Genomic DNA, 25,335 nt, shown 5'->3' on the forward strand with positions numbered 1-25,335 from the left:
GTAAAAAATTGTGCTTATGATAATAAAAAAGCAGATTAAAAGGTAATCTGCTTTTTCAGGTCTTATTCCTGCCAAGGTCTAAGGTCAACCGTGGCAACTACATTTTGTTGCTGATCGAGCAGCACCACTAAACCCAAACCTGTGGTACGTAACGGCATCCATGCGGTAGCGTTTGGATATTGTTTTAATACCTGCTGTACCTGTGCAGAATCATTAAAAGTATTTAACGCGTCGAGCTGTTGTGCATTCCTTTGAATGCGCTGTTTAGCATCAGACAGTGCGGTATACACGTTTGGTACTAGCGTTTGCTCTGCATAACGCTGATATTGTGCATGTTGTTGATTGACCGCCACCCATTGAGGACCCGTCCATAATTTGGTCTGATACTCAGGCTTCGCGTCTTTTTGATCTTCCGGCAATATTGCATTTGCTCGAACCATTTGGAAGATGTTGCCATTTTGTACAATCCAGACGGGACGTGATTGGGTAATGCTATACAGCCCATACAACATAGCAGACAGCTGAATCAAAATAATGATAGCCAAGTCCATTTTTAAGGTCTTTTTGCCTTCTTTATAGACCAATAAACTGAGTATTGGCCCCAAAGTCACATCAATCGCCAAGAGCATTAAAAAAATATGGGTCACGCCTTCGGCTTTGGCTAACGGTGCCGGATACCATACTAAAAAGACCAAAGCAAGCAGTGTTAAACCCACACCTATAGAACAACTAAAATGTCCCAAAAAATAACGAATTCTTTTAGAAAGAGTCATTCAGGTTTACTCTCTATATGCCAAGGTTATTTAAGTTTGGATAAAAAAAGCCCCCATAGAGGGAGCTTTTTTCGCTAACTTCTTAAATCAATTATTGACAAGAAGAAGGACGGAATTTAGCTGGCGCAGTTGTAGCACAACCCCAAGAACCTAAAGCAGTACGAGTCCAAGTTACTGTAGCTGGGGTAGTATCAGTAAGTGCTGCTGCTGCAGAACCTGCAAATGTACCCGCAATTGTACCTGTAGAAGTAAGCGCTACTGTGTTAGTCACTTCAGCAGTAGGCGCAGTACCAGCAGTTGTAACTGCAGGCGCACTTAAGCTCAAGATAGAAGAACCAGTGAAGCCAAGATCACATGCACCTGTACCAGTTTGACCATTGTTTAAACAGTCTTCATAAGCCGTTTTGATTGAACCTAATTCTGCAACTGCACGGCTAACTTGTGATTTAGCAATGTAGTTTTGGTATTGAGGAATCGCAATTGCAGCAAGAATACCGATAATTGCAACAACGATCATTAATTCGATAAGAGTAAAACCCTTTTGAACTGATTTCATAACATTCTCCACAAATGTTTTTTAATTTAATTATTTAATAAAGCTATGTAGCTTGTTTTATAAATAGCACAGAGCGTGCCAAGAATTATTATAGTGAAAATGACAGAAAAAACAGCACTTTAAAAAAATATTTTTATTTTTTGTAATCATTACGTCTCTTTTTGTGTTTAAAAGTGACGATTTGTGTCACTTTATCACCGTTTTTTAGCGCAGAATAATGGGCACATTTGCGATTTCATTCGTTCTATCTACAGACTTCCCTGCATAAAAGTGATCCATCACTTCACCAATCTCTTTTACACCAACCGTCAAAGCTATTCGGTATTGTTTATTTTGCATGCTTTGGATAATTCGCGCGCAAATATCCTGCCACACTTGGGCATCGGTTGCCTGCCTCATCCCACGATCAATGACAATTTCAACCTGACTTTCACATAAGTTTAAATAAAGCAAAACACCACTATTAAATTCTGTATCCCACACACCCAGTTCAGCAAAGAGCTGTTCAGCACGTGCACGGGTATTTTGATAATAGGCTTGGTCCGAAGGAATATGCCCTTCGATCACGACCTGTATTTCGCCCACATGGCCATGCTCAGCTTCTGTCACCGCTTGCGCAATGGCCTGCTGATCTTGCTTATTAAAAAACCGGTTTGCTGCAGGCATATAAAAAAAGTGCTTCAACCAGCGTTTAAAACTTGGTTGCTGTATTTCCTGTGTTTTAGGACAGGTGACAATTTCTGTTGTTTCTGTTTTCGTTACCATGAACCTGATGCTCCCCCACCGCCAAAGCCACCACCGCCCCCACTATAGCCTCCGCCACCAAAGCCACCACCTCCGCTACGGCCACCACCCCCACCACCACCGGCAAGGAACATTTGAAAAATGGTTTGAGCAATAGCAGTTATGAGTAGAAAGAAAATTGCTCCACCCATCAACAGACTGGTGAATAGACCTGCACCATTGACCAAACCCGCAACGGTACCTGCAACAGCAGCAGTTGACGCACTTAAGCGCTTACCCACAATAAAGGATGCAAAAATACCAATCACCAAAATGATGAGAACCGTTGTAAACGTTTTCTCTTTGGCTTGCTGCTCGTGTAAAGCTTGTTCCTGACGTTCTTTTAACTCTTGGGCTGCTTGAGCGGCAACTTCAGGGTCTTGATTTAAAATTTGGGTTATTTCCGTTAAGCCAGCATCAATACCTTGAGCATATTGGGCTTCCTTAAAATGAGGTGTAATTTGATTTCGAATAATGCGACTAACGATGATATCAGGCATGATTCCTTCCAGCCCATAACCCGTCAGGATTTGTATTCTGTGATCATTCACAGCAATCGCCATCAATATCCCGTTGTCACGTTTTGCTGAACCGAGTTGCCATTTTTCTGCAACACGCATGGCATAATCAAAAATATCTTCTTGGCCCGTGGTTGGCACAATCACGACACCAACTTGTGCTTTGCCCTGTTCGTGTAACTGTAAAATTTTCTGACTAATGGCTTGCTTTTCAGCAGCAGAAAGTAAATTTGCCTGATCAACTACAGGTTCATTTAGGGTCGGCAAGCCACGAATTGACTCTCCATCTACCATATCATTGGCAATATTCGGCTGCTGAATTTTGATTTCAGGCTGTGCTGTTGTTTCTTTTTGCGTAGCTGACTGCTGATCTTTTAATATTTTACCGACAACAACTGTTTCAGCATCTACATCTGTAGCGGTGGCAGTTTCTGCATGTGTGAAACCCACCACACACAATAAGCATGCTAAAACCATGCGCTGCAACCACAACAAACCTGTATGTTTTAGCTCAAAATACACCATCAGCCCACCTCACAATGCAGTGACGCCAATTAATTAAAATCAACTTTCGGTGCAGTTTGTGCACTTTGCTCTGCGCTAAAGTTAGGCTTGGTATCCATACCGATGACTTTAGCTGTCATCACTTGCGGGAACTGGCGTGCATAGCCATTAAAGTCTTGTACCGTAGTAATGTAGCGATTACGTGCGACAGCAATTCGGTTTTCAGTGCCTTCAAGCTGTACCTGTAAATCACGGAATTGCTCATTGGCTTTTAAGTCCGGATAATTTTCCGAGACTGCAATTAAACGAGAAAGTGCGCTGGTCATCTGCGCTTGTGCTTCTTGATATTTTTGGAACAGTGCTGGATCTTCTAAAACTTCCTTATCCACTTTTAAGCCCGCAACATTGGCACGTGCTTGAGTCACTTCGGTCAGTACTTGTTCCTCATGTTTCGCGTAACCTTTAACCACATTGACAAGGTTAGGTACCAAATCTGCACGGCGTTGATATTGGTTTTGCACCTCAGACCATGCTGCTGTAACGGCCTCGTCTTTGACTTGTAATGTGTTATAGCCACAACCACTCAGGGTCAATGTACTGACTAATGCGATTGCGAGCATGCTTTTTTTCATTGATTTCATAACCCTTAACCTCAAGTATTTATTTGTAATTGTTTAAATAAATTCATTCTAACCTTATTTTTCGAATGAATTATGTATTTTCTTTGTGATTAAATTCATCTACTCCTAAAATATTCAGCATTAAAAAAAGCCCACAACTCGGGCTTTTTTAACATTTTGAATTAACTATACAGTTGCGGTGTAGTTTCAGTCTGAAAACTTTCCATTTGATATTCATCAGCAAGGCGTTCTTTCCAATATTTCACGATCTGACTGTAATCAATTTCGCTCGGATGGAATTCTGCTTTGTAATATGACAAATATTCTGGCGTCAATTGAATAAACATTTTTGCTAGCAAATACGCCCCGAATATATTTCCACCAACCTTCGGCAAACTTTTTTTCTTATCCTGCATAAATAGCTTTGTTGCAGAATAAAACGTAAGACTTGCAAAACCCGTGGTCACACTGCGCATAATCATGCGGCGTATTTTGTCATCTCCATAGACATGTTGATATACATCAAATGCCACTGCGCGATGCTCAATTTCTTCAATCGCATGCCAAACCCAAAGTTTCACTGCATCATCATCTAAAGTACTGAGCACTTCTGGATGTCTTAAAATATAGCCACCAAGTAAAGCGGTAAAATGTTCAAAAGCACAGGTGATTGCAAGTTGAATCTTTGGATGTAAGTTTTTTACATAGCTATCTTTACGTGCCAGCCATGCTTGGAAACGATCTAAATTATAGCTTTCACTCCGCCAAGCATTATTAAATTCAGCATGGGCTTTGGAATGCATCGCTTCTTGCCCAATGAATGCTGCGATCTCAGCTTGTAATTTTTCATCACTGACTTTATCGCGTACATTACGCACGCTATGCACAAAGAATTGCTCACCAATGGGAAAGGTCGATGACAATGCCGTCAACAAATGCGACATGACCGGTGAGTTGGCAAAATAATGCCGGCGAATCGCTTTAGGATTGAATTGTGCTCGACGTACCGTAATGCCTATGGCTTTAGGACGATTTAAATATGCTTTTTGTGTCGTCACTTGCGTCATGGTCGCTTCCTAAGATTTGGATCATGATCGCAGTATGTAATTCCTAAGCTCTTTCACACATGGCAAAATGTGCTAGCACACTTGCATAATTCACCATTCTAAAGCGCTGTCTGACAACTTTTCAGCGTATTTATCTGCAAAATCCATTTACTTGTCATTTGAGGTAAATTCCAAAAAATAAAAACCCGCCGAAGCGAGTTTTTTGAATAAATCCAATGCAATCACTGGCATGTCATGACTTAAACATCTAAGTAGTCAAGAATACCTTCTGCAGCTTGGCGACCTTCCCAGATTGCGGTTACCACAAGGTCAGATCCACGGACCATATCACCGCCGGCAAAAATTTTCGGATTCGATGTTTGGAACTTAAATTCTTGCTGTTCAGCAGCAATGACGCGGCCTGAACCATCCATACTGATGTTTGATGTAGTAAACCAATCTGCGGGGCTGGTACGGAAACCAAAGGCTAGCAATACTGCATCTGCTGGTAAAATTTCTTCTGAACCCGGAACTGGCTCAGGGCTACGACGACCGCGACTATCAGGCGCACCAAGCTGTGTAGTCACAACTTTAACACCCGTTACTTTGCCATTTTCACCTACAATTTCAATCGGCTGACGATTAAATTGGAAATCCACACCTTCTTCACGTGCATTTTTCACTTCACGACGTGAACCCGGCATGTTTTCTTCATCACGACGGTAGGCACAGACAACGGATTCGGCACCTTGACGGATCGAGGTACGGTTACAGTCCATCGCGGTATCACCACCACCGAGCACGATCACTTTTTTGCCTTCCATGCTGATGTATTCAGATGGATCTTTTTCCCAACCTTGCGTACGGTTGACATTGGCAATCAAGAAATCCAGTGCATCATGCACACCAACAAGATCTTCACCCGCAAAACCACCCTTCATGTAGGTATAAGTTCCCATACCCATGAATACAGCGTCGTAATCAGCCAAAAGCTGATCAATGGTCACATCTGTACCAATTTCAGTATTTAGACGGAATTCAACGCCCATGCCAGAGAAAATCTCACGGCGACGTTTCATCACATCTTTTTCCATTTTGAATTCTGGAATACCAAATGTCAGCAAACCACCAATTTCAGGGCGTTTGTCGAATACAACTGGCTTCACACCATTACGTACAAGAATATCTGCACAGCCAAGGCCAGCAGGACCTGCACCAATAATCGCAACTTTCTTGTCTGTCCACTTAACGTGTGACATATCTGGACGCCAGCCCAATGCAAATGCCGTATCGTTAATGTATTTTTCAGCATTACCAATGGTGACTGCACCAAAGCCGTCATTTAGCGTACACGCGCCTTCACATAAACGGTCTTGCGGGCACACACGACCACAAACTTCAGGCAAGGTGTTGGTTTGATGACACAATTCTGCCGCTTGGAAAATGCGACCTTCTGCAATCAGTTTTAACCAGTTTGGAATGTAGTTATGTACTGGACATTTCCATTCACAATACGGGTTACCGCAACCTAAGCAGCGGTGTGTTTGGTTTTTTGCAACTTCAGCTGTAAACGGTTTATAGATTTCCACAAATTCTGCTTTGCGGACAACTAGATCTTTTTTCTCTGGATCTTGGCGTGCTACATCCAGGAACTGAAAGTCATTATTTAGGCGCTCTGCCATGTCTCTCTCCGTGGGTAGGTGTAAGCATGTTTGGACTTACACCTGCCTATCAAATCTGCAGTAGTGGAATTATTGTGGATCAGCTTGAGTTGTTTTCAACAAAGTCTGCAAATTAGCAGCTTTTGGTTTCACAAGCCAGAATTTGCGGCTATAGAAGTCAAACTCGTTGCGGATCTTATACGCCCAAGCACTACCTGTTTCTTTAATATGTTCATCTAAGATACGGCACAAGAACTCTTTGTGTTCTTCCATCGATTCTGTAGAGATACGGTTCAATTCAATCAGTTCGTGGTTGTAATGGTCAACAAAGTCATTGTCGAGGTCGAGCACATAAGCGAAACCGCCTGTCATACCCGCGCCAAAGTTATGACCCACTTTACCCAATACAGTCACGATACCACCTGTCATGTATTCACAGCAGTGGTCGCCTGCACCTTCAATCACGGCAAACGCACCTGAGTTACGTACAGCAAAACGCTCGCCTGCTGTACCTGCAGCAAACAATTTACCGCCTGTTGCACCATACAAACAGGTGTTACCAATAATCGCAGTATTTTGCGTTTGGAACGGTGAACCTTTAGGCGGGAAGATCGAGATACGACCACCAGCCATACCTTTACCCACGTAATCATTCGCATCGCCTTCTAGGCTGATGTGTAAACCACCTGCGTTCCAAACACCCAATGACTGACCTGCAGTCCCTGTTAATTTAACTTTAACAGGATGCGCTTCCATGCTGAGGTTGCCATAACGTTTTGCAATCTCACCCGAAATACGCGCGCCAATTGAACGGTCACAGTTACCGATAGTGAAGCTATATTCACCGCCTGTGCCTGCTTCAATCGCTGGCAGCATTTCCGCCACCATTTTTTCAGCCAAGAGACCTTTATCAAATGGTGCATTGCCTTGTACTTCACAGTACTGTGCTTTGCCTTCAGCCGCAGGATGCGATTGGAGCAATGCGCTCAAATCAAGGTGTGCATGCTTTTCAGTTTCACCCGGAAGCATTTCCAGTAAATCTGTACGGCCAATCAAATCTTTCAGACTTGAAACGCCTAACGCGGCTAACCATTCACGTGTTTCTTCCGCAATAAAGTGGAAGAAATTGATCAGCATTTCAGGCTCACCGATATAGTGTTCCTGACGTAAATGATCTTGCTGTGTTGCAACACCGGTCGCACAGTTGTTTAAATGGCAAATACGCAGGTATTTACATCCCAATGCGATCATCGGTGTAGAACCAAAACCGAAACTTTCAGCCCCAAGAATCGCTGCTTTCACAACGTCCAGACCTGTTTTCAATCCACCATCAGTTTGTACACGGACTTTGCCACGCAGATCGTTCACACGAAGCGCCTGATGCGCCTCAGATAGACCAAGCTCCCATGGAGAACCTGCATGGTGAATTGAAGAAAGTGGAGAAGCCGCTGTACCACCGTCATAACCAGAAATGGTAATGAAGTCTGCGTAAGCTTTCGCTACACCTGCCGCAATCGTACCAACACCTGGCTCAGAAACCAGCTTAACTGACACCATCGCCTGTGGGTTAACCTGTTTTAAATCGAAAATTAACTGTGATAAATCTTCGATTGAGTAGATGTCGTGATGCGGTGGCGGAGAAATTAATGTCACACCCGGTACTGAGTAACGTAAACGTGCAATTAAGCCATTCACTTTACCGCCCGGCAACTGACCACCTTCACCTGGTTTTGCACCTTGTGCCACTTTAATTTGAAGGACTTCTGCAGAAGTTAGATATGCAGGGGTCACACCAAAACGGCCAGATGCAATTTGTTTGATTTTCGAGTTACGAATGGTACCGTAACGCGCAGGGTCTTCACCGCCCTCACCAGAGTTTGAACGACCACCAATGGTATTCATAGCGATTGCAATAGCTTCGTGCGCTTCAGGTGATAATGCACCTAAAGACATCCCAGCCGAGTCAAAACGCGGCAGAATTTCTTCTACGGATTCAACTTGATCAAGCGCAATTGAATTATCAGTTTTAAGTTTGAATAAGTCACGAATCGTCGCGATTGGACGGTTATTCACTAGCTCTGCGTATTCTTTAAAGTCCGCATAATTACCAGAACGCACAGATTTATGCAGCGCATTGATCACATCTGGGTTAAATGCGTGATATTCCTTACCGAATACAAATTTCAGCATACCGCCTTGATCGATTGGCTTACGTGATTTCCACGCCAAATCTGCCAATTTTTTCAAGTCATTTTCTAGATCAGAGAATGTTGCGCCTTTAATACGGCTCGGTACGCCAGTAAAGCATTTTGCAACCACTTCATCAGAGAGGCCGACCGCTTCAAACAACTGACCGCCACGGTAAGAGGCAACAGTAGAAATACCCATCTTAGAAAGGACTTTTAATAAGCCTTTCTCAATGCCTTTACGGAAGTTCGCTTGCGCATGGATTGGGTCACCCAACAACTCGCCTTTCGAGATCAAGTCATTGATCACGTCATATGCAAGGTAAGGATAGATCGCAGTCGCACCGAAACCAAGAATCACCGCAAACTGGTGTGCATCACGTGCTAAACCAGTTTCGACAATGATGTTGGCATCTGTACGCAGACCCACATTGATTAAATAGTGGTGAACCGCACCAGTTGCCATCAATGCATTTGCAGGTAAAAAACCTTGACGGATTTTCTTATCAGACAATACAAGTAATGTTTTTCCATCGCGAATCGCTTGTGCAGATTCTTCACAAATACGCGCGATAGCAGCTTCTAAGCCTTCATCTTCTGCATAGTTCAGGTCGATGTCTGCAATCTCGTACCCTTTACGGCCAAGGGTACGGATTTGATGCATTTTCGAATTTGACAGTACAGGGCTTGAAATGATCAGACGATCTGCATGCTCTGGACCTTGTTCAAATACATTTTGTTCACGGCCGAGACATGTCTCTAAGGACATTACGATCGATTCACGTAATGGATCGATTGGCGGATTCGTAACCTGCGCGAACTGCTGACGGAAGTAGTCAGACACATGGCGCACTTGACGAGACAATACTGCCATTGGCGTATCGTCACCCATTGAGCCCACGGCTTCCTGACCGCTTTCAGCAATTGGACGAAGCAATTGGTCACGCTCTTCAAAGGTAACCATGAACATTTTTTGTGAAGCTTTCAGGTCATCACCTTTTAAGCCTTGGTCACATAAATATTCTTCGAGCTCTGGACTGCCTTGCACACGTACTGAGTTTTCACGTAACCACTGACGGTACGGACGCATACGTTTGAGGTGATTACTCACATCTTGAGTATCGAGCATTTTGCCGGTAAAGGTATCAATCACCAAGATTTGACCCGGACCGACACGACCTTTAGATACAACGTCTTCAGGTTCATAACCCCAAACACCAATTTCTGATGCCAATGTGATGTAACCATTTTTGGTAATTACCCAACGTGCTGGACGTAAACCATTACGGTCAAGCATACAAATCGCATGACGACCATCTTGAATTACCAGCCCTGCTGGACCATCCCATGCTTCCATATGCTTCGAGTTGAATTCGTAGAATGCACGTAAGTCCGCATCTAAAGTTTCAACGTTTTGCCAAGCAGGTGGAACCAACATGCGTAGCGCACGGAACAAGTCCATACCGCCACCGACAAGGATTTCCAGCATATTATCTAAGCTTGAAGAATCCGAACCTGTACGGTTTACGATTGGATTCAGCTCAGTTAAACCCGGCAATAATGGGTTTTCAAATTTTGGTGTACGTGCCATCGCCCAGTTACGGTTGGCGGTAATGGTATTGATCTCACCATTGTGTGCTAAGTAACGGAACGGCTGAGCCAATGGCCAACGAGGCAAGGTATTGGTTGAGAAGCGCTGATGGAATACAACAATGTGTGACTTTAAACGCTCATCAGCAAGATCGGTATAGAAATCAGCAATGGCTGCTGGCATCATCAAACCTTTATAGCTGATCACAGTTGAGCATAAAGTGGTTACATAGAAGTATGGGTCAGCAGTCAGCTGTTGTTCTGCACGACGACGTGCCATCACCAACTTACGGTTGAATTCAACCTCTGAAACACCCATTGGGCAATTCACGATAATTTGTTCAAATGCAGGCAATGACTGCATCGCGATTGAACCCAACGCATCGTTATTGGTTGGCACAACACGCCAAGCGATGACTTTACAACCTTCGTCTTCGATTTCTTTGGTTAAAATTTGTTTTGCATGTGCGGCTAATGCAGGGTCTAGGTTTAGAAATACCGTACCCACAGCAAAGATTTCACTCAATGTAATGTCACTGAGTTTTTTCGCTTCTTCACGGAAAAATTCTTTGGGCATAGCAAGGAGTAGACCGCAGCCGTCACCGGTTTTACCATCTGCGGCAATACCACCACGGTGGGTCATACAACTTAAACTATGCATTGCGGTTTTGACGAGATCATGGCTTGCATCACCCTGCATATGGGCGATTAAACCGAAACCACAGTTATCTTTAAACTCATCCGGTTGGTATAAACCTTGAGCGGGAGCTACAGTATTAGGCGATGGCATGTGCATAGCGTACCCTTCTTTTCTTTACAGCTCTTTCGAGCACTTAACAAACTAATTTCTTGTTGCGATTCGTCTTAACTTACTCACATGAATTGTTCTGTCGAGCAAAATTATTTCTTATTCACACCCTTAAGATAAACCGAATTCATCTTAGATGCATGAATAAAAGTCAAATTTTCTGCTTTTGCAGTTCAGATCAGGGATAACGACTGGATTAATGACTTCGCACTTTTATCGAATCATTTTCGCGCCAAAACAGGGAGAAAAGTTCAATTTACGCACCAATTAAGCAATATACATGCCAACTTGATGCATTTTCTCCTAAGATGGCTGATTACAAACATTTTTTATTTATAATAAATAATTTAAATTGTTCTTTTATAATTTTATGCACTTTTTCTGTGCAGTTTAGACTTTTCCTAAGACATCTTGCGCTATTTTAGAACTAATTAAAAGGATCGGTTACTTCTTGTTCTAGCGGTGCAGGTTTTGGACGTGGTGCATCTACACTACTTTGTGATTTTTGCACATCAATCACATTCCCTTCAGCATCACGGCGAGTCACCGTAGTACTTGTTGTTGCATTAGCTGGAGTTGTTACCGACGCTGCAGCCGCTGCTTTTCGTGCTGCGATTTGAGCTTCATCAATTTTCGGTAAAGGCACAGACTTTAATTTAACAGCATATAACTTTTGACTCGACGACATTTCTTCCGCGCCTAAGTCATTCACATATGCTTGATATTGTTTAAATTCCACAACCTTAGGTTTAATTGATGCAGGCAAAGCAATATTGAGGCTCGACATTGCAGTTTTCGCATCATTTTGAGACGAATATGGTCCTGTTAAAATGACGTATTGCTCAGGATGGTCTTCACCAGAAAGACGTAGATAAATAAATTTGTGACGCTCAGGCTGCTTTCGTAAGAAGCTTTTTAAAATATCTTCTTCAGAAACCCTAAATAATTCAATACCATAAAGCTTGACAGAATCATTGATAAATTTAGTGCCGCGGAATTCTGGTTCATGTTGAGCTGTAGCAACTACGCGTGTCGTCATATCAAGCGGACGCACTTCGTCATTTAATGCACCAAGATGGGACATTGCTGCCACTTTCTCTGGCTGAATTTGCAAATCCACTTCGGTTTCCGCTTGTTTTTCAACTTCAACCAATTCTTTGGTATCTGTAATCGCCCAGAAAACCAATGCAGCGAACAGACACACAGCTCCACCCACCAACCATGTGTAGTGATGAACTTTTTGCCATTGAGACTGCCGCGCTGCCATGATGTACCTACTCTGCCTGATTTGCCAAAATTGCCTGTTTCATTAATTCGACATCAAACTCTTTGGTGATGATGGCCTGACCTAATGATTTCAGTAAAATAAGTCGTAATTGCCCATTCAATACTTTTTTATCATGGGACATATACGCCAAAAATTCCTCTAGCGGAATTTTAGGGCAAACTATCGGTAATTGTGCACGTAAAATGATTTTTTTTGTACGCTCTAAATCTTCAACTGTGATCCAGCCCATACGATGCGATAAATCTGCAGCCATCACCATCCCTGTTGCAACGGCTTCGCCATGTAACCATTCACCATACCCCAAGTACGATTCAATCGCATGGCCAAAGGTATGACCCAAGTTTAATAACGCACGCTCACCTTGTTCTTTTTCATCATTGGCCACAATACGCGCTTTATGAGCACATGAACGATAAACCGCTTCAGCCAACAAAGTTGCATCACCTGCAACTAAAGCATCCATATGCTGTTCAAGCCAAGTTAAGAATTCAACATCACCCAACAACGCATATTTAATCACTTCAGCCAAACCTGCAGAAAGTTCACGCGCTGGCAAAGTTTTTAATTGCGCCATATCCGCAAGGACCACTTGGGGTTGCTGAAAGGCACCAATCATGTTTTTACCTAGTGGATGGTTAATCCCTGTTTTGCCACCAACACTTGAATCCACTTGAGAAAGTAAAGTCGTCGGCACTTGAATAAAATACACACCGCGTTGATAGCATGCAGAGGCAAAACCGGTCATATCTCCAATAACACCACCACCTAATGCCAAAACCGTACAATCGCGGTTAAAGCCTGCTTCGAGCAAGGCATCAAAAATTAAATTCAAATGGTCTAAATTTTTATACTTTTCACCATCAGGCAAAATACATGTCGCAACAGTTTTCCCTAATGCTTCAATTGCTTCTACATAATGTTTTAAATAGAGCGGGGCAACTGTGGTATTAGAGACAATCATCACTTGTTTACCCTGAATATAAGGCTCAAGTAAAGTTTGTGGATTAAGGTCACTCCCAATAAAAATAGGGTAGCGACGATCACCGAGTTCAACATGTAAGGTTTGCATGAATTTAACCTTTTCTAACGAGATATATTTTGTGAAACAATTAAATTAAAAATTTTTTGCGCAAGATCTCGCGCGGCACCTTGATTGGTTTCAATAATATAGTGCGCGACTTCACGATAAAGAGGATCACGGGCAGCCAATAAATCTCGTAGCTTTTGCTCTGGATTTTCCACTTGAAGAAGTGGACGATTTTTGTCGCGGTAGGTTCGTTGTAACTGAATTTCCACCGGAGTATATAAATAAACAACAATACCACGTTGTTTTAAAAACTCACGATTTGGGGGCTGAGTCACAGCACCACCGCCAGTCGCCAAGACCAGTTGTTTTTTTGCAGTTAACTCATCAATGACATTCGTTTCACGACTTCTAAAGCCTTTTTCCCCTTCTTTTTCAAAAATCCAAGGAATGGTCGCACCTGTTTTACGTTCAATTTCATGATCACTGTCTAGAAATTCACGTCCTAACAATTCTGCTAAATGTCGCCCTACGGTTGTTTTTCCTGCCCCCATTGGCCCTACCAAATAGATATTTGGTAGGGTTTCAAACTCTTTGCTTGGCAAGGAGTCACCTATTTCTTTTGTTAAATTGAAAATATATTAATGATTTCTGGTAACACTGTCATTAACAATTCGCGGAGTAACAAAAATCAGCAACTCATTTTTTGCATCGCTTTTCATATCTTTACGGAATAAGCGACCCACATAAGGAATATCCCCCAAGAACGGTACTTTAGTTTGCTTACTTTGTGTTTCCTGATTAAAAATACCGCCGAGCACAACAGTTTCACCATTGTTGACTAAGACATCGGTATTAATTTCATTTTTATTCAGGATGATTTCACCATTTTGTGCATATCCTGCCGGTGAGTCGCTCTTGATATTCAGCTTCATTTGCACTTTACCATCTGGAGTAATGCTAGGCGTGACATCCAAACTTAATAAAGCTTCTTTAAACTCGGTTGAAGAAGTCGCATTTGAACCTGTACCCGTTATGGTTTGATACGGAATTTCTTGACCTGATGCAACTTTGGCGGGTTGTTTATCCGCTGTCAGTACTTTTGGTGTAGAAATGACTTCACCATAACCATCCGCTTGTAAAGCAGAAAGCTCTAAATCCAACATAAAATCAGAAAGACTAATTAAGCCGAACGCAATTCGACTGGCACCTGCAGTAGTCACCCCTAAGTCCACGTTTAAGTTACTTGGACGTTGAATCGTATATTTCCCATCATCATCCGGTGTTTTTAGGTCCCAAAGGGTAGTATCACTACCACCCACCAATAAATGGTCATTTTGGTTAATCCCTTGAGACAAGAGACCCCATTTCACACCCATTTCTTTGGTAAAGTCAGTAGATGCTTTTACAATACGTGCTTCAACCATGACCTGCTTGACTGATACATCAAGCAAATCCACCATCTTACGAATCTGATCAATGTTTTGCGCGGTATCATTAATAATCAGTGTATTTGTACGCGTATCTGCAGAAATCGTTCCGCGTGGACTTAACAAATTACCCCGATCATCATCAGCATTATTACTATTATTTGACGAACCGCTATTACCCGCAGTTTTAGACTGCGTAATCAGCTTCTCTAGCTCAGCAGCTTTTGCATAGCTTAACGTTAAATATTCAGTCTGTAATGGTGCCAACTTCATACTTTGACGTAAGGCTTTTGCTTCTTCTTCTTCCGCTTTAATCAACTCAGATACAGGCGCAATCCAAATCACATTACCATTACGACGTTTGTCCAAATTCTTGGTTTTCAATACGATATCTAGTGCTTGATCCCAAGGCACATCTTTTAAGCGAAGTGTAATATTTCCTTGAACCGTATCAGCAGCAACCATATTGATTTCAGTGAAATCAGCCAAAAGTTGCAGCACACGACGTACTTCAATATCTTGGAAGTCTAATGAAATCTTCTTACCGGTATAATGATTGGCAGCTTTAGGACGTAATGGATTCTTATCTTCCGGACGTTTCAAACTTACCGTTAATTTATTATCAGTTTGGTACGCCATATATTCATAGCTGCCCGTCGACTGAATGGTAATCACACCATTACCGCCATCATTATGTGCATCCACCGTTGCAACAGGTGTTGCAAAATCATTGACATTTAAACGGCGAGTCAAATGTGCAGGTACTTTATTGCCTAAAGTACGGATCACCACTTTACTGCCTTGCTGTTGAACATCAACGGGAGTATTTCCACCCAGTAAATCAACAACAACTTGACCTTCACCATTAGAACCACGGTGGAAACCAATATTTGAGATGCCCTGTTGCTGACGTTGTGCTACAGGCTGTACATAATTTGCAGCTTGTGCAGAGTTGATTTTTAAAATAAAGGTATTACCTTCAACACGCGTGGTAAAAGCACCAGCATTGGCTAAATTCACAGTTAAGCGCGCACGTTGTGCATCCGAACTCACATCCACAGTGCTCGCTTCAGCCGTTGCAACAGGAATTGAACTTTGTTTTAAATTTTGCTGTGCTTTATCAAAGTCTAAAACTAGTCGTGATGGTTGATCGAGTTGATAAGCTTGTGGTTGCGGCGGCAAGCCATTAAACATCACGCGAATTTCAGTCCCTTGACCTGGAATTTGCATTGGTACCACATTGGTTACACTCACCTGAGCATTGGCAACTTGCATCATCGCCATTGCAACAGCCCCCATCGAAAACTGACGAAACACATGATTCATTGTATTGCCATCCCCAAAAATAAAATCTTGTACACTATTCTTCATTTTTATTCCTTTAAGCTTAAGGTGCTGGTCCAATTAATATGAGACTTCTAGGACGCTCTACATATCCTTCTCGCCCATCCGGAATAATCTCAATCAAATCAATTTGAGTCGGGGTAATATTTACCACTCGACCATGATTGAGCCCCATATAACTTCCACGTTGAATACGCTCAAGTTCACCATCAGGTGTCTGAATCAAGGCTAATATTTGCCCAGATTGGTTACGCATACTACCCTTCATATTCAGGGTTTCGAGTGCATAACTCTCCAAAGGTTGAGGCTGACGGCTCAAGTTTGGATAAACACGCTTACCTGCCATGATTTTAAGTTCTGCTGCCAATGAACTTGGCAAGAACGGACTTTTTAAAGAGTGCGCCGCATAATTAAAAGTTTCGACAGGTACAAAATCTGGCGCAGGTTCAATCGCTAGTGGAGCTTGATTGCGTATATTTGCCATCTCTTGATTGACCACATCAATACGTGATTCACAACCAGCCAATACAAATCCAACCATCACAGAAAGTGCCAATTTATTCATTTTCATTTTGGAGCCTCCTGTGTGCTTGCTGAATCTGCAGCTTTCGCAGCACTTTCAGTATTCCCTTCATAACGATATGTTTTTGCAGAAATCACATAGTCAATTTTTGGAATATCTGAGTTCTTTTCTTTATTTTCAGTTGCTGTAATCGTTAAATTATGCAAAGTCACAATCCGTGAAAGCCCCGCAATACTACTTACAAATGAACCAAAGGCGTGGTAATCACCTGTTGCCTCAATATGAATTGGCTGTTCCGTAAAGAACTCTTGCTTCACTTCAGGCTCAAGACGAATAATTTTAAATTTCAAACCAGAATTCACGCCTGTTAAGTTGATATCTTCAACCAAACCTGGAATTTCAGTTTCTTTCGGCAATTGTTCTAACTGTTGATTAAAACGTGCTTCCATATCCTGCAACTGCAATTGATATTGTTGCAAATTACGTAGTTTTGAATCTTTTTCACGAAACTCATTTAACAAATTTTGTTCTTGTGCATTGGCACTTGAAATAGCTTCAATCTTGCCTTTAATCGCCAAGAAATAGCCCAAAATTGCCACAAGGATAATGATAAAAATCCAACATGTAATTTTGACTGAAATTGGCCAACTACCATAGTTATTCGGATCTAGCGTATTGAACTGCTGTACAAACTTATCAAAAGTCATTTTCTTTTTCGGAATGACCACAGCATGTTGATTCAATTGTTCAAATTCATCACGACTCATTTTGCAGCCTCCGGAGTTGGTGTTGCTGCAGTTTGTGCGTCAGATGTTTGCGCCGATGAAGCTAACTGTCCTGCATTTGCTGCTGGATCATTAATGGTCGGCTGCGCAATTTGCTCCAAATCAGCAGTCACAGTAAATGCACCATAAGATTCTTCTACGCGAGGAACCACTGACGTCGGTGCTTTGTCTTTTTTCTCTTCCGCCACCAGGAATGAGCTCATGAAGGCATTACGATACCAAGGTGATGCTTCCAAATTACGCAGTAGATCTGCAACAGTGTTTGGACTTTCCGCACGCCCTTCGATCATAAATTTGTCGCCATTACGTTCAAATTTTGTGATGTACATATTGGCAGGTGTCACACGAACCAATTCATCTACAAGATGTACAGCGATTGGACGTTGACCTTGTAATCCTTGAATCAACTTCATTCGTTCAATAATGGCATTACGCTGTTCCTGTAAACCATCCAAAGACTTTAATTGAACATCTAAGTTTTGGTTATGACTGATAATCAATTGGTTCGCTTGTTCTTGATCTTTTAATTTGTGATCAAAGTACAACCATGTTAAACCAACCCCAATTACCCCAATTAAGAAAGCCCCAATACAAAGTGCAATAAATTCTTTTTTTCGTTTCTCTCTTAGCTCATCACGCCAAGGGAGCAAGTTAATTTTTGCCATTAATCAAAACTCCTCAATGCTAGACCGCATGCCACCATGAGTGATGAGGCATCATTTTCAATTTTTTTAATATCAATTTGAGGTGAAAAACCCATTTGTAAGAATGGATTGGCAATCGTGACGCGGTAACCCAATTTTTGTTGAAGTAATTTTGCAAGCCCCGGAATATTGGCATTCCCCCCTGCCAATAAAATATGGTCAATTTCGTTGAACTGTGAAGATGAGAAAAAGAACTGTAAAGAACGTGCTGCTTGTTGAACGACAGCTTCTAAGAAGGGTTCTAAGACTTCGATATCATAATCATCTGGCAAGGCACGTGTTTTTTTCGCTCGACCTGCTTCTTCGAAAGACAATGCATAGCGATTTTGAATTTCCTGTGTCAATTGTTTGCCACCAAACACTTGCTCACGGGTATAAATCACTTTGTTATTCTGCATGACAGATAAGGTCGTCATACTATGACCAATATCTAAAATACCCACGGTATTCACACCCATTGGCAAAGTATCTGAGAAAACTTTAAATGCATTTTCAATTGCAAAGCTTTCTACATCACCAATTTTTGGTGTAAGACCAGCAAGCTGAATGACTTCCGCACGCGCTTCAACATTTTCAATACGCGTAGCGACAAGCAAAACATTGACACGATTTGGGTTGGACAGACGATCTGGCAAGACCTCAAAATCAAGGCTCGCTTCATCAAGTGGGAACGGAATATATTGCTCAGCATCATCACGAATCTGAATTTCACGTTCATCATCGTTCATATCTGCGTCCATTTCGATGATTTTTGTAATCACCATCGACGTTGGAACCGCCAAAGCTGCATTAGTGGTCTGCGTATTGGCCAAATTAATTGCGCGCTCTAAACAGTCACCGACAGCTTCCGGATTCAATATGTTCTTTTCAACAACACTTCCTTCTGGTAATGGTACCAAAGCATAGCTTTCTACCCAATACCGCCCACTCTTTACAGAAAGTTCCAAAACCTTAACAGAAGTCGAACTAATATCTACTCCTATTAACCCCTTATTTGGCTTACGATATAACCTGAGCACAATATAATTCCTATTATTTTTTTATCCCCAAAAAAATTAACCCACTAATTAGCATTGGTCTATAATTTTATACAGATACAATAACTCATCTAACAATCCGTATATCGAAAGGATATACTGACCACCAATTAGTTTGCCATTAGCTCTTATTAAAACTTACTTGTTATGAAAAAGCTATCTTGTTCAGGCCTTGTTCATCCATTTTTTTTGGCCATTATTATTGTTTTGGTCGCAATTCCAATGGGTTTCTATGGCATGTATCTCTATATTGCCCCGTCTTTGCCTGAAATGTCCATCTTAAAAAAGGCTCCATTATTAAAACCATTGCAAGTTTATAGTGCTGATAATGAGCTGATTGCAGAATATGGTGGCAAACTTTCGGTTCCTGTAGAGTACGACCAAATCCCGTCTCATTTCATTCATGGCTTTTTAGCTGCGGAAGATTCTTCGTTCTTTGAACACAGCGGAATTAGTTTCAAAGGATTGGGGCGTGCCGTCAGTGAAAGTATTACAGGCTCAGATGTGCAAACGGGTGGTTCAACCATTACCATGCAGGTTGCAAAAAACTATTATCTGACTCCAGAGCGTACTTTAAAACGTAAATTAACCGAAGTTTTCCTTGCTCGAAAAATTGAACAAAATCTAAGTAAGGAAGAAATTTTAACGCTGTATGTTAACAAAATCTTTTTGGGCAAAAATGCATACGGGATCGCAGCAGCTGCAAAAATTTATTATAACAAGAGCTTGCAAGATTTGAGCTTGGCTCAAATGGCAATGATTTCAGGCCTACCCAAAGCACCATCAAAATATAATCCTGTAGCCAATCCAAAACGTGCTTTAGAGCGTCGTAATTGGATTTTAGGACGTATGTTGCAATTGGGTTATATCAATCAATCGGAATATCAAGAAGCAATTGCTGAACCAATTAATCTCGATATGCCTGACCGCGGAGTTAGCAACAAATTCCCCTATGTCGGGGAAATGGTTCGCTCTGAGCTCGTAGAAAAGTTTGGCGAACAAGCGATAGATTCTGGCTATAAAGTCTATACCACCATCAACAGCCAACGCCAAGCCTATGCTGAGCAAGCTGTGCAAGATGGTCTTGAAGCTTACGATAGACGACATGGTTGGCGTGGTGCAGAAGCACATGATGAGCCATTAAAAAACTTTATTCCATATGCCAACACATACCCTGCCGAAGTCACTAAAGTTAACAACACCAGTATCGAAGTGTTGATGCAAGATGGCAGTAGTGTGACTGTTCCATGGTCAGGTCTGTCTTGGGCACGTCCCTATCGCAATGCCAATAGTGTAGGCAATGCGCCAAGCAAAGCCTCACAAATTGTTAAAGTAAAAGATATTATTCGCCTACGTCCGAATGCTGATAAAAGCTCATGGGCTTTGGTGCAAATTCCCAAAGCGCAAGGTCAATTGATCGCACTCAACCCCAATAATGGTGGCATTGAAGCCATTGTCGGTGGTTATAATTTTTATCAATCTAAATTTAACCGTGCTCTACAAGGCTGGCGTCAGCCGGGTTCAACCATTAAACCCTTTGTTTATGCTTTAGCACTTGAACGCGGTATGACTCCATACTCCATGGTCAATGACAATCCAATTACGATTGGCAAATGGACGCCTAAAAACTCTGACGGTCGCTATTTGGGGATGATTCCTCTACGCCGCGCCCTCTATTTATCACGTAACACAGTTTCAGTTCGCTTATTACAAGTGGTCGGGATTGAACGTACTCGCCAATTATTTATGGATTTTGGTTTGCAAGAAAACCAAATTCCACGAAACTACACCATTGCTTTAGGTACCCCACAGGTATTGCCGATTCAAATGGCGACAGGTTATGCGACATTTGCCAACGGTGGATATCGTATTCAACCGCACTTTATTAGTCGTATTGAAGATGCTTATGGCAAAGTGATTTATCAAGCCAATCCTGAATATGCATGTATTCAATGTATCAATCAAAAGGACGAAGTTGAATCTGCAGATCCGACCACGCCAGATGATGAAGTGATTGAAGTCACTAATCAGGATAATAAACCTGCTGAATCGAAAATTTCAGATACTGAAGCAGCAAACTATAAACAAGCTCAGCGAATTTTGAAGTCAAGTTCGGCCTTTGATATGGCGAACATCTTGCGTGACGTGATCCAACACGGTACAGGTCGTGCGGCATTAAAAATTGGTCGCGGAGATTTAGGCGGTAAAACCGGTACAACCAATGATGCAAAAGACGCGTGGTTTGCTGGATTTAATGGAAAATTAGTCACTGTGGCTTGGGTCGGTTTTGACCAACCCTCTACCTTAGGTCGTCGTGAATATGGTGGTGTTGCAGCTCTGCCGATTTGGTCAGATTTTATGGCGAAATCACTCAAAGGCACACCTGAAGCTTGGGTGCGTTTAGACACTCATGCCAAAAATCCAATCAACCGTAATTCGGCTAAAGCGACTCAAGGTCAACCTGAACAAGATCGTGCAGCAACGCCGCCGATGGCTCAACCGCTGTATCGTCCGGCACCTGTTGCACCAAAGCCGCAGGCTTCACAAAATGATTTTGACGACCTTCCTGGGTCTACTGAAACCAATCTTGCACCGACTCGAACTGCGCCACCACCAATGCAGCCTAAACCACAAGGTACAGAGCATAAAACTGACGCACTTGATCATCTCATCGATCAAGTTCAGTAAATAAGCTGCATAAAAAAAGCCCTCAAACGAGGGCTTTGTTTATCACTTCCAATGCATTATTTCTTTTTAAAGAGATAAATTTGATACTGCGCTTGCAACTCAAATTGTTCATTTTTTTCTAGAGCTTCTCGACGCTCAGCTTTCACTTTATAGGCATAAGGCGTCATTGCAATTAAGTTTTTGAGATCCTGCTGAGAAAGTGACATTTTCGCTTCAACCACTTGTTCACTTTCCAATTCAAAATCATTCGCCAGTTGTTCCACAAATTTATGCGGTTCATGTAGTTTTACTTCTTCAAACAGGGCTTCACGCATTGCATAAAGATGCTCTGGCGCAGGTGTGACCACCATCAAGTGCCCTTCAGGCTTTAACACACGAAGGATTTCTTCTTGAGGAATAGGACTAAATAAACTCGTACACAAGTCAATCGAATGATCTAATACAGGTAAGGTTGCCCCTGTCCCAACCACCCAAGTCACCTCTTTATTCAGTTTAGCGGCCACTTGTACTGCATTTTTAGCGATATCGACACCCACACACTGTAATACTTCAGCTTGCATCGCATTGGTGTAATAGCCTTCACCACAGCCAATATCCAACAAGTTTTCAACACGTAACTTTTGAATCAAAGCCACTACTGTCTGTTGCAAAGGTGCGTAGTGACCTGCACTTAAAAATGCTCGACGCGCCTGTACAGATTCAGGCGTATCACCCGGGTTTTTACTGTGTTTATGTTGAACCACATGTAAATTGACATAGCCTTGTTTTGCAACATCATAGCTATGATTATTTTCACAGCGCCATGTCCGCTCTGTGAGTTTCAATGCTTCACGGCATACAGGACACATCAACAGGTTCATCATTTACTCCACTAGATTTTGAAATAAAAAAACCGGCATCTGTGGGAGCAAATGCCGGTTTCGTTTATTTATTTGCTTAACGTAATTTTAAAGTCATTAGACCCAAAACTACCAGCATAATTGTGATAATCCAAAAACGAATCACCACCTGAGTTTCACGCCATCCCTTTTTCTCATAGTGATGGTGCAGCGGTGCCATTAAGAATACACGCTTGTTCCGCATACGCAGTGAGCCAATTTGCAAGAAAACAGAAATAGCTTCAACCACAAAGACACCGCCCATAATGGCAAAAACGATTTCTTGACGAACCATGACTGCGATCGTACCGAGCATCGCACCTAGAGATAAGGCACCGACATCACCCATAAACACTTGCGCTGGATGCGCGTTAAACCATAAGAATGCCAAACCAGCACCGATCATTGCCGCACAGATCACGACAAGTTCAGATGCGTATTTCACATAAGGGATATGTAAATAATCGGCAAAACGAACATCACCAGCCAGATAAGCAAATACACCTAAACCTGCGGCAACCAGAACGATTGGCATAATCGCCAGACCGTCCAAACCATCCGTTAAGTTCACAGCGTTAGATGCGCCGTTAATCACCAAATAAGTAAAGACAATAAAGCCAATACCGAGTGGAATAATAGACAACGGAATGCTAATTTCTTTAAAGAATGGAATCAGCAGATCCAACATATTTGAGGTATGTACTGGGTTTGCTTGCTGTGTCGCAATCACATAGAGCGCAATACCGGCGCCTAACGATGCCACAGAAGTCCAAAAGAATTTCTTCTTCGCAGGTAGACCGGCATTGTCTTTATAACGGATTTTAATCCAGTCATCGGCCCAGCCAACAGCACCAAAGATCACCATCACGCCAAGTACAATCCATACATAAGGGTTTGAAAGATCGGCCCAAAGTAAGGTTGAAATCCCAATAGATAGTAAAATCAACACACCGCCCATAGTCGGTGTGCCCATTTTTTTTGCATGATTTTCAGGTGCAAATGAACTGACTGCCTGACCATATTTGAGAGCTTGCAATTTGCGGATCATCACAGGTCCAAGCAACAGACCAATGGCCAATGCCGTTAAGACACTGAGTAGCGAACGAAGCGTTAAATAACGAACAACCTGAAACGAGCTGTGATAACCCGCAAGCTGCTCAAATAACCATAACAGCATTAAAGTTTCTCCATCAATTCAGCCATCAAAGTTTCCATGTGGGTATAACGAGAACCTTTAAACAGGAAACTCATGGACTGAGGCTGATGTGTTTTGACTAGACTAATTAATAACGGTAAAGCCTGTTCTTGAGTAAGAAAGGCCTGTAATTTTTTACCATATTGTGTACTGCGCGCGCCTTCTTGCACAGCAGGTGAAAACTCACCGACAGCAACAACAAATTGAAGACCAGCGTGTGACACAAGATCACGTCCCAACATGTAGTGCTGCTGTGCAGCAGATGAACCTAACTCACCAATATCCCCAATGACCATGACTTTGATGCCATCTTGCTGCGCAAGTACATCAGCAGCAGCACGCATTGAGGTTGGATTTGCATTGTAAGTATCATCAATAAACAAATAATCTTTATGTTGAATAAAGTTTAGACGGCCTTTGGCACCTGTCGCATGTTCAAGCCCCACAACGATATCATCTAAACTCACACCAATCGACAACGCGAAAGCTGCGGCTGCAGTGGCATTTTGCACATTATGTTCACCAGCAAATGGCAGCTGAACAGGACGTGCACCGTGTGGCGTATTTAAGATAAAACGTGAAGATTGAGCCTGAAGCTCCGTCTCAGTCGCAAAGATATCCCCACCCTGACCAAAACTCATTAATTGTTCAGTTTGCACAGCTTGACGAATGGCATCTGTAAAATCATCTGCCGCAGGCACAATCGAAGTTCCTGTTTTCGCTATATGTGCATAAATTTCAGACTTGGCACGACAAATGCCATCACGCCCACCAAATTCACCCATATGAGCAGTACCAATATTTAAAATACCGGCAACCTGAGGCTGTACCAAATTTGAGGTGTAATCAATTTCACCCTTATGACTGGCACCAAGCTCCATCACGGCATACTGATGTTCTGGACGCAACTCAAGTAACATCATCGGTACGCCAAGGTCATTATTTAAATTACCGCGCGTAATTAATGTTGGTGCAAGACGAGAAAGGATACTCCCGAGCATCTCTTTGGTCGTAGTTTTACCACTGCTTCCTGTCAAGGCAATTACTTTTAAAGCTGGGTTTTGGGCACGACGAAATGCACCCAAATGTCCAAGCGCCAAACGTGTATCTGCAACCACCAACTGATAAATATCCACATCGACAGGATGACTAACGATGGCAATTTCACAACCCTTTTCAGCCACTTGAGCAAGGAAGTCATGCGCGTCAAAGCGCTCACCTTTCAGGGCAAGAAAAGCGTCACCTTTCTCTGCATGACGTGAGTCGGTCAAAATTCGTTTTACAGAACCTGTCGGCGCTTGATTGTTATGCCAGTGACCTTGTGTCGCTTGAACCAACTGTTCGGCAGTCCATGGTTCTAACGGAACCGTACTGGTCGTTGAAGTATGCATATC

The 25,335-nt window shown here is 42.4% G+C and carries 20 protein-coding genes; 1 reads left to right on the forward strand and 19 read right to left on the reverse strand.

Annotated elements, in window-relative coordinates:
* Positions 1–62: 62 nt before the first annotated feature.
* The 16 genes from tfpZ to FTU22_RS03850 all read right to left on the reverse strand — a co-directional run bounded on the left by tfpZ (position 63) and on the right by FTU22_RS03850 (position 19,162).
* Complete coding sequence (tfpZ, locus tag FTU22_RS03775; protein ID WP_180093067.1) at positions 63–773, reverse strand: TfpX/TfpZ family type IV pilin accessory protein; 711 nt, start codon at positions 771–773, stop codon at positions 63–65.
* A gap of 91 nt (positions 774–864) precedes the next feature.
* Entirely contained in the window at positions 865–1,329 is a 465-nt protein-coding gene (locus FTU22_RS03780) for a pilin (RefSeq protein ID WP_180093069.1), read from the reverse strand.
* Positions 1,330–1,533: 204 nt separating this feature from the next.
* Positions 1,534–2,094, reverse strand: coding sequence for a TPM domain-containing protein (locus FTU22_RS03785; RefSeq protein ID WP_180093071.1), 561 nt, complete (start codon positions 2,092–2,094; stop codon positions 1,534–1,536).
* Complete coding sequence (locus FTU22_RS03790; protein ID WP_180093073.1) at positions 2,088–3,155, reverse strand: TPM domain-containing protein; 1,068 nt, start codon at positions 3,153–3,155, stop codon at positions 2,088–2,090. Before FTU22_RS03790 ends, FTU22_RS03785 begins: the two co-directional genes overlap by 7 nt.
* A 29-nt stretch (positions 3,156–3,184) precedes the next feature.
* The gene (locus FTU22_RS03795) at positions 3,185–3,775 is read right to left on the reverse strand and encodes a LemA family protein (protein WP_180093075.1); all 591 of its coding nucleotides are present in this window, start codon (positions 3,773–3,775) and stop codon (positions 3,185–3,187) included.
* A 161-nt stretch (positions 3,776–3,936) separates the two neighbouring features.
* Positions 3,937–4,821 (reverse strand): metal-dependent hydrolase, encoded by an 885-nt coding sequence (locus FTU22_RS03800; protein WP_180093077.1) that lies wholly within the window; start codon positions 4,819–4,821, stop codon positions 3,937–3,939.
* A gap of 239 nt (positions 4,822–5,060) precedes the next feature.
* On the reverse strand, positions 5,061–6,482 hold the full coding sequence (locus FTU22_RS03805; RefSeq protein WP_078189374.1) for an FAD-dependent oxidoreductase: 1,422 nt from the start codon (positions 6,480–6,482) through the stop codon (positions 5,061–5,063).
* A 69-nt stretch (positions 6,483–6,551) separates the two neighbouring features.
* Positions 6,552–11,027, reverse strand: a complete 4,476-nt coding sequence (gltB, locus tag FTU22_RS03810) for a glutamate synthase large subunit (RefSeq protein WP_180093204.1) — start codon at positions 11,025–11,027, stop codon at positions 6,552–6,554.
* A gap of 445 nt (positions 11,028–11,472) precedes the next feature.
* Positions 11,473–12,312 (reverse strand): hypothetical protein, encoded by an 840-nt coding sequence (locus tag FTU22_RS03815; RefSeq protein WP_180093079.1) that lies wholly within the window; start codon positions 12,310–12,312, stop codon positions 11,473–11,475.
* Between the two features lie 7 nt (positions 12,313–12,319).
* Positions 12,320–13,402, reverse strand: a complete 1,083-nt coding sequence (gene aroB / locus FTU22_RS03820; RefSeq protein ID WP_180093081.1) for a 3-dehydroquinate synthase — start codon at positions 13,400–13,402, stop codon at positions 12,320–12,322.
* A 14-nt stretch (positions 13,403–13,416) separates the two neighbouring features.
* Positions 13,417–13,962 carry a shikimate kinase AroK gene (gene aroK, locus FTU22_RS03825; protein ID WP_078189378.1) on the reverse strand — a complete coding sequence of 182 codons (546 nt, stop codon included), beginning with the start codon at positions 13,960–13,962 and terminating at the stop codon, positions 13,417–13,419.
* Positions 13,963–13,998: 36 nt separating this feature from the next.
* Entirely contained in the window at positions 13,999–16,113 is a 2,115-nt protein-coding gene (gene pilQ / locus FTU22_RS03830) for a type IV pilus secretin PilQ (RefSeq protein WP_180093206.1), read from the reverse strand.
* Between the two features lie 61 nt (positions 16,114–16,174).
* Positions 16,175–16,702: a pilus assembly protein PilP gene (locus FTU22_RS03835; protein WP_180093083.1), complete on the reverse strand. Its 528-nt coding sequence runs from the start codon at positions 16,700–16,702 to the stop codon at positions 16,175–16,177.
* Positions 16,699–17,421 (reverse strand): type 4a pilus biogenesis protein PilO, encoded by a 723-nt coding sequence (locus FTU22_RS03840; protein WP_180093085.1) that lies wholly within the window; start codon positions 17,419–17,421, stop codon positions 16,699–16,701. The genes FTU22_RS03835 and FTU22_RS03840 overlap by 4 nt, the downstream gene beginning before the upstream one ends.
* Complete coding sequence (locus tag FTU22_RS03845) at positions 17,418–18,104, reverse strand: PilN domain-containing protein (RefSeq protein ID WP_180093087.1); 687 nt, start codon at positions 18,102–18,104, stop codon at positions 17,418–17,420. Before FTU22_RS03845 ends, FTU22_RS03840 begins: the two co-directional genes overlap by 4 nt.
* Entirely contained in the window at positions 18,104–19,162 is a 1,059-nt protein-coding gene (locus FTU22_RS03850) for a pilus assembly protein PilM (RefSeq protein WP_078192532.1), read from the reverse strand. Before FTU22_RS03850 ends, FTU22_RS03845 begins: the two co-directional genes overlap by 1 nt.
* Before the next feature lie 165 nt (positions 19,163–19,327).
* On the opposite strand from FTU22_RS03850, the gene ponA reads away from it, so the two are divergent.
* Positions 19,328–21,868 carry a penicillin-binding protein PBP1a gene (gene ponA / locus FTU22_RS03855; RefSeq protein ID WP_180093089.1) on the forward strand — a complete coding sequence of 847 codons (2,541 nt, stop codon included), beginning with the start codon at positions 19,328–19,330 and terminating at the stop codon, positions 21,866–21,868.
* Between the two features lie 56 nt (positions 21,869–21,924).
* On the opposite strand, the gene FTU22_RS03860 is transcribed toward ponA, so the two are convergent.
* From FTU22_RS03860 to murF, 3 genes are all read right to left on the reverse strand, one after another.
* The gene (locus FTU22_RS03860) at positions 21,925–22,728 is read right to left on the reverse strand and encodes a putative RNA methyltransferase (RefSeq protein ID WP_180093208.1); all 804 of its coding nucleotides are present in this window, start codon (positions 22,726–22,728) and stop codon (positions 21,925–21,927) included.
* Positions 22,729–22,804: 76 nt separating this feature from the next.
* Entirely contained in the window at positions 22,805–23,923 is a 1,119-nt protein-coding gene (gene mraY / locus FTU22_RS03865) for a phospho-N-acetylmuramoyl-pentapeptide-transferase (RefSeq protein ID WP_078189386.1), read from the reverse strand.
* On the reverse strand, positions 23,923–25,332 hold the full coding sequence (gene murF, locus FTU22_RS03870; RefSeq protein ID WP_180093091.1) for a UDP-N-acetylmuramoyl-tripeptide--D-alanyl-D-alanine ligase: 1,410 nt from the start codon (positions 25,330–25,332) through the stop codon (positions 23,923–23,925). Before murF ends, mraY begins: the two co-directional genes overlap by 1 nt.
* Positions 25,333–25,335: the final 3 nt, after the last annotated feature.

The sequence above is a fragment of the Acinetobacter sp. YH12076 genome, from assembly GCF_013419525.1.
GTDB lineage: Bacteria > Pseudomonadota > Gammaproteobacteria > Pseudomonadales > Moraxellaceae > Acinetobacter > Acinetobacter amyesii.

Excerpts from the sequence above, each read along its gene's own strand:
- FTU22_RS03840 (WP_180093085.1), bottom strand. The coding sequence starts at position 17,421 with ATGAGTCGTGATGAATTTGAACAATTGAATCAACATGCTGTGGTCATT.
- FTU22_RS03785 (WP_180093071.1), bottom strand. The coding sequence starts at position 2,094 with ATGGTAACGAAAACAGAAACAACAGAAATTGTCACCTGTCCTAAAACA.
- ponA (WP_180093089.1), top strand. The coding sequence starts at position 19,328 with ATGAAAAAGCTATCTTGTTCAGGCCTTGTTCATCCATTTTTTTTGGCC.
- FTU22_RS03800 (WP_180093077.1), bottom strand. The coding sequence starts at position 4,821 with ATGACGCAAGTGACGACACAAAAAGCATATTTAAATCGTCCTAAAGCC.
- FTU22_RS03835 (WP_180093083.1), bottom strand. The coding sequence starts at position 16,702 with ATGAAAATGAATAAATTGGCACTTTCTGTGATGGTTGGATTTGTATTG.
- FTU22_RS03860 (WP_180093208.1), bottom strand. The coding sequence starts at position 22,728 with ATGAACCTGTTGATGTGTCCTGTATGCCGTGAAGCATTGAAACTCACA.
- FTU22_RS03790 (WP_180093073.1), bottom strand. The coding sequence starts at position 3,155 with ATGGTGTATTTTGAGCTAAAACATACAGGTTTGTTGTGGTTGCAGCGC.
- aroB (WP_180093081.1), bottom strand. The coding sequence starts at position 13,402 with ATGCAAACCTTACATGTTGAACTCGGTGATCGTCGCTACCCTATTTTT.
- FTU22_RS03845 (WP_180093087.1), bottom strand. The coding sequence starts at position 18,104 with ATGGCAAAAATTAACTTGCTCCCTTGGCGTGATGAGCTAAGAGAGAAA.
- gltB (WP_180093204.1), bottom strand. The coding sequence starts at position 11,027 with ATGCCATCGCCTAATACTGTAGCTCCCGCTCAAGGTTTATACCAACCG.
- tfpZ (WP_180093067.1), bottom strand. The coding sequence starts at position 773 with ATGACTCTTTCTAAAAGAATTCGTTATTTTTTGGGACATTTTAGTTGT.
- FTU22_RS03805 (WP_078189374.1), bottom strand. The coding sequence starts at position 6,482 with ATGGCAGAGCGCCTAAATAATGACTTTCAGTTCCTGGATGTAGCACGC.
- FTU22_RS03780 (WP_180093069.1), bottom strand. The coding sequence starts at position 1,329 with ATGAAATCAGTTCAAAAGGGTTTTACTCTTATCGAATTAATGATCGTT.
- pilQ (WP_180093206.1), bottom strand. The coding sequence starts at position 16,113 with ATGAATCATGTGTTTCGTCAGTTTTCGATGGGGGCTGTTGCAATGGCG.
- FTU22_RS03795 (WP_180093075.1), bottom strand. The coding sequence starts at position 3,775 with ATGAAATCAATGAAAAAAAGCATGCTCGCAATCGCATTAGTCAGTACA.
- murF (WP_180093091.1), bottom strand. The coding sequence starts at position 25,332 with ATGCATACTTCAACGACCAGTACGGTTCCGTTAGAACCATGGACTGCC.
- mraY (WP_078189386.1), bottom strand. The coding sequence starts at position 23,923 with ATGCTGTTATGGTTATTTGAGCAGCTTGCGGGTTATCACAGCTCGTTT.
- FTU22_RS03815 (WP_180093079.1), bottom strand. The coding sequence starts at position 12,312 with ATGGCAGCGCGGCAGTCTCAATGGCAAAAAGTTCATCACTACACATGG.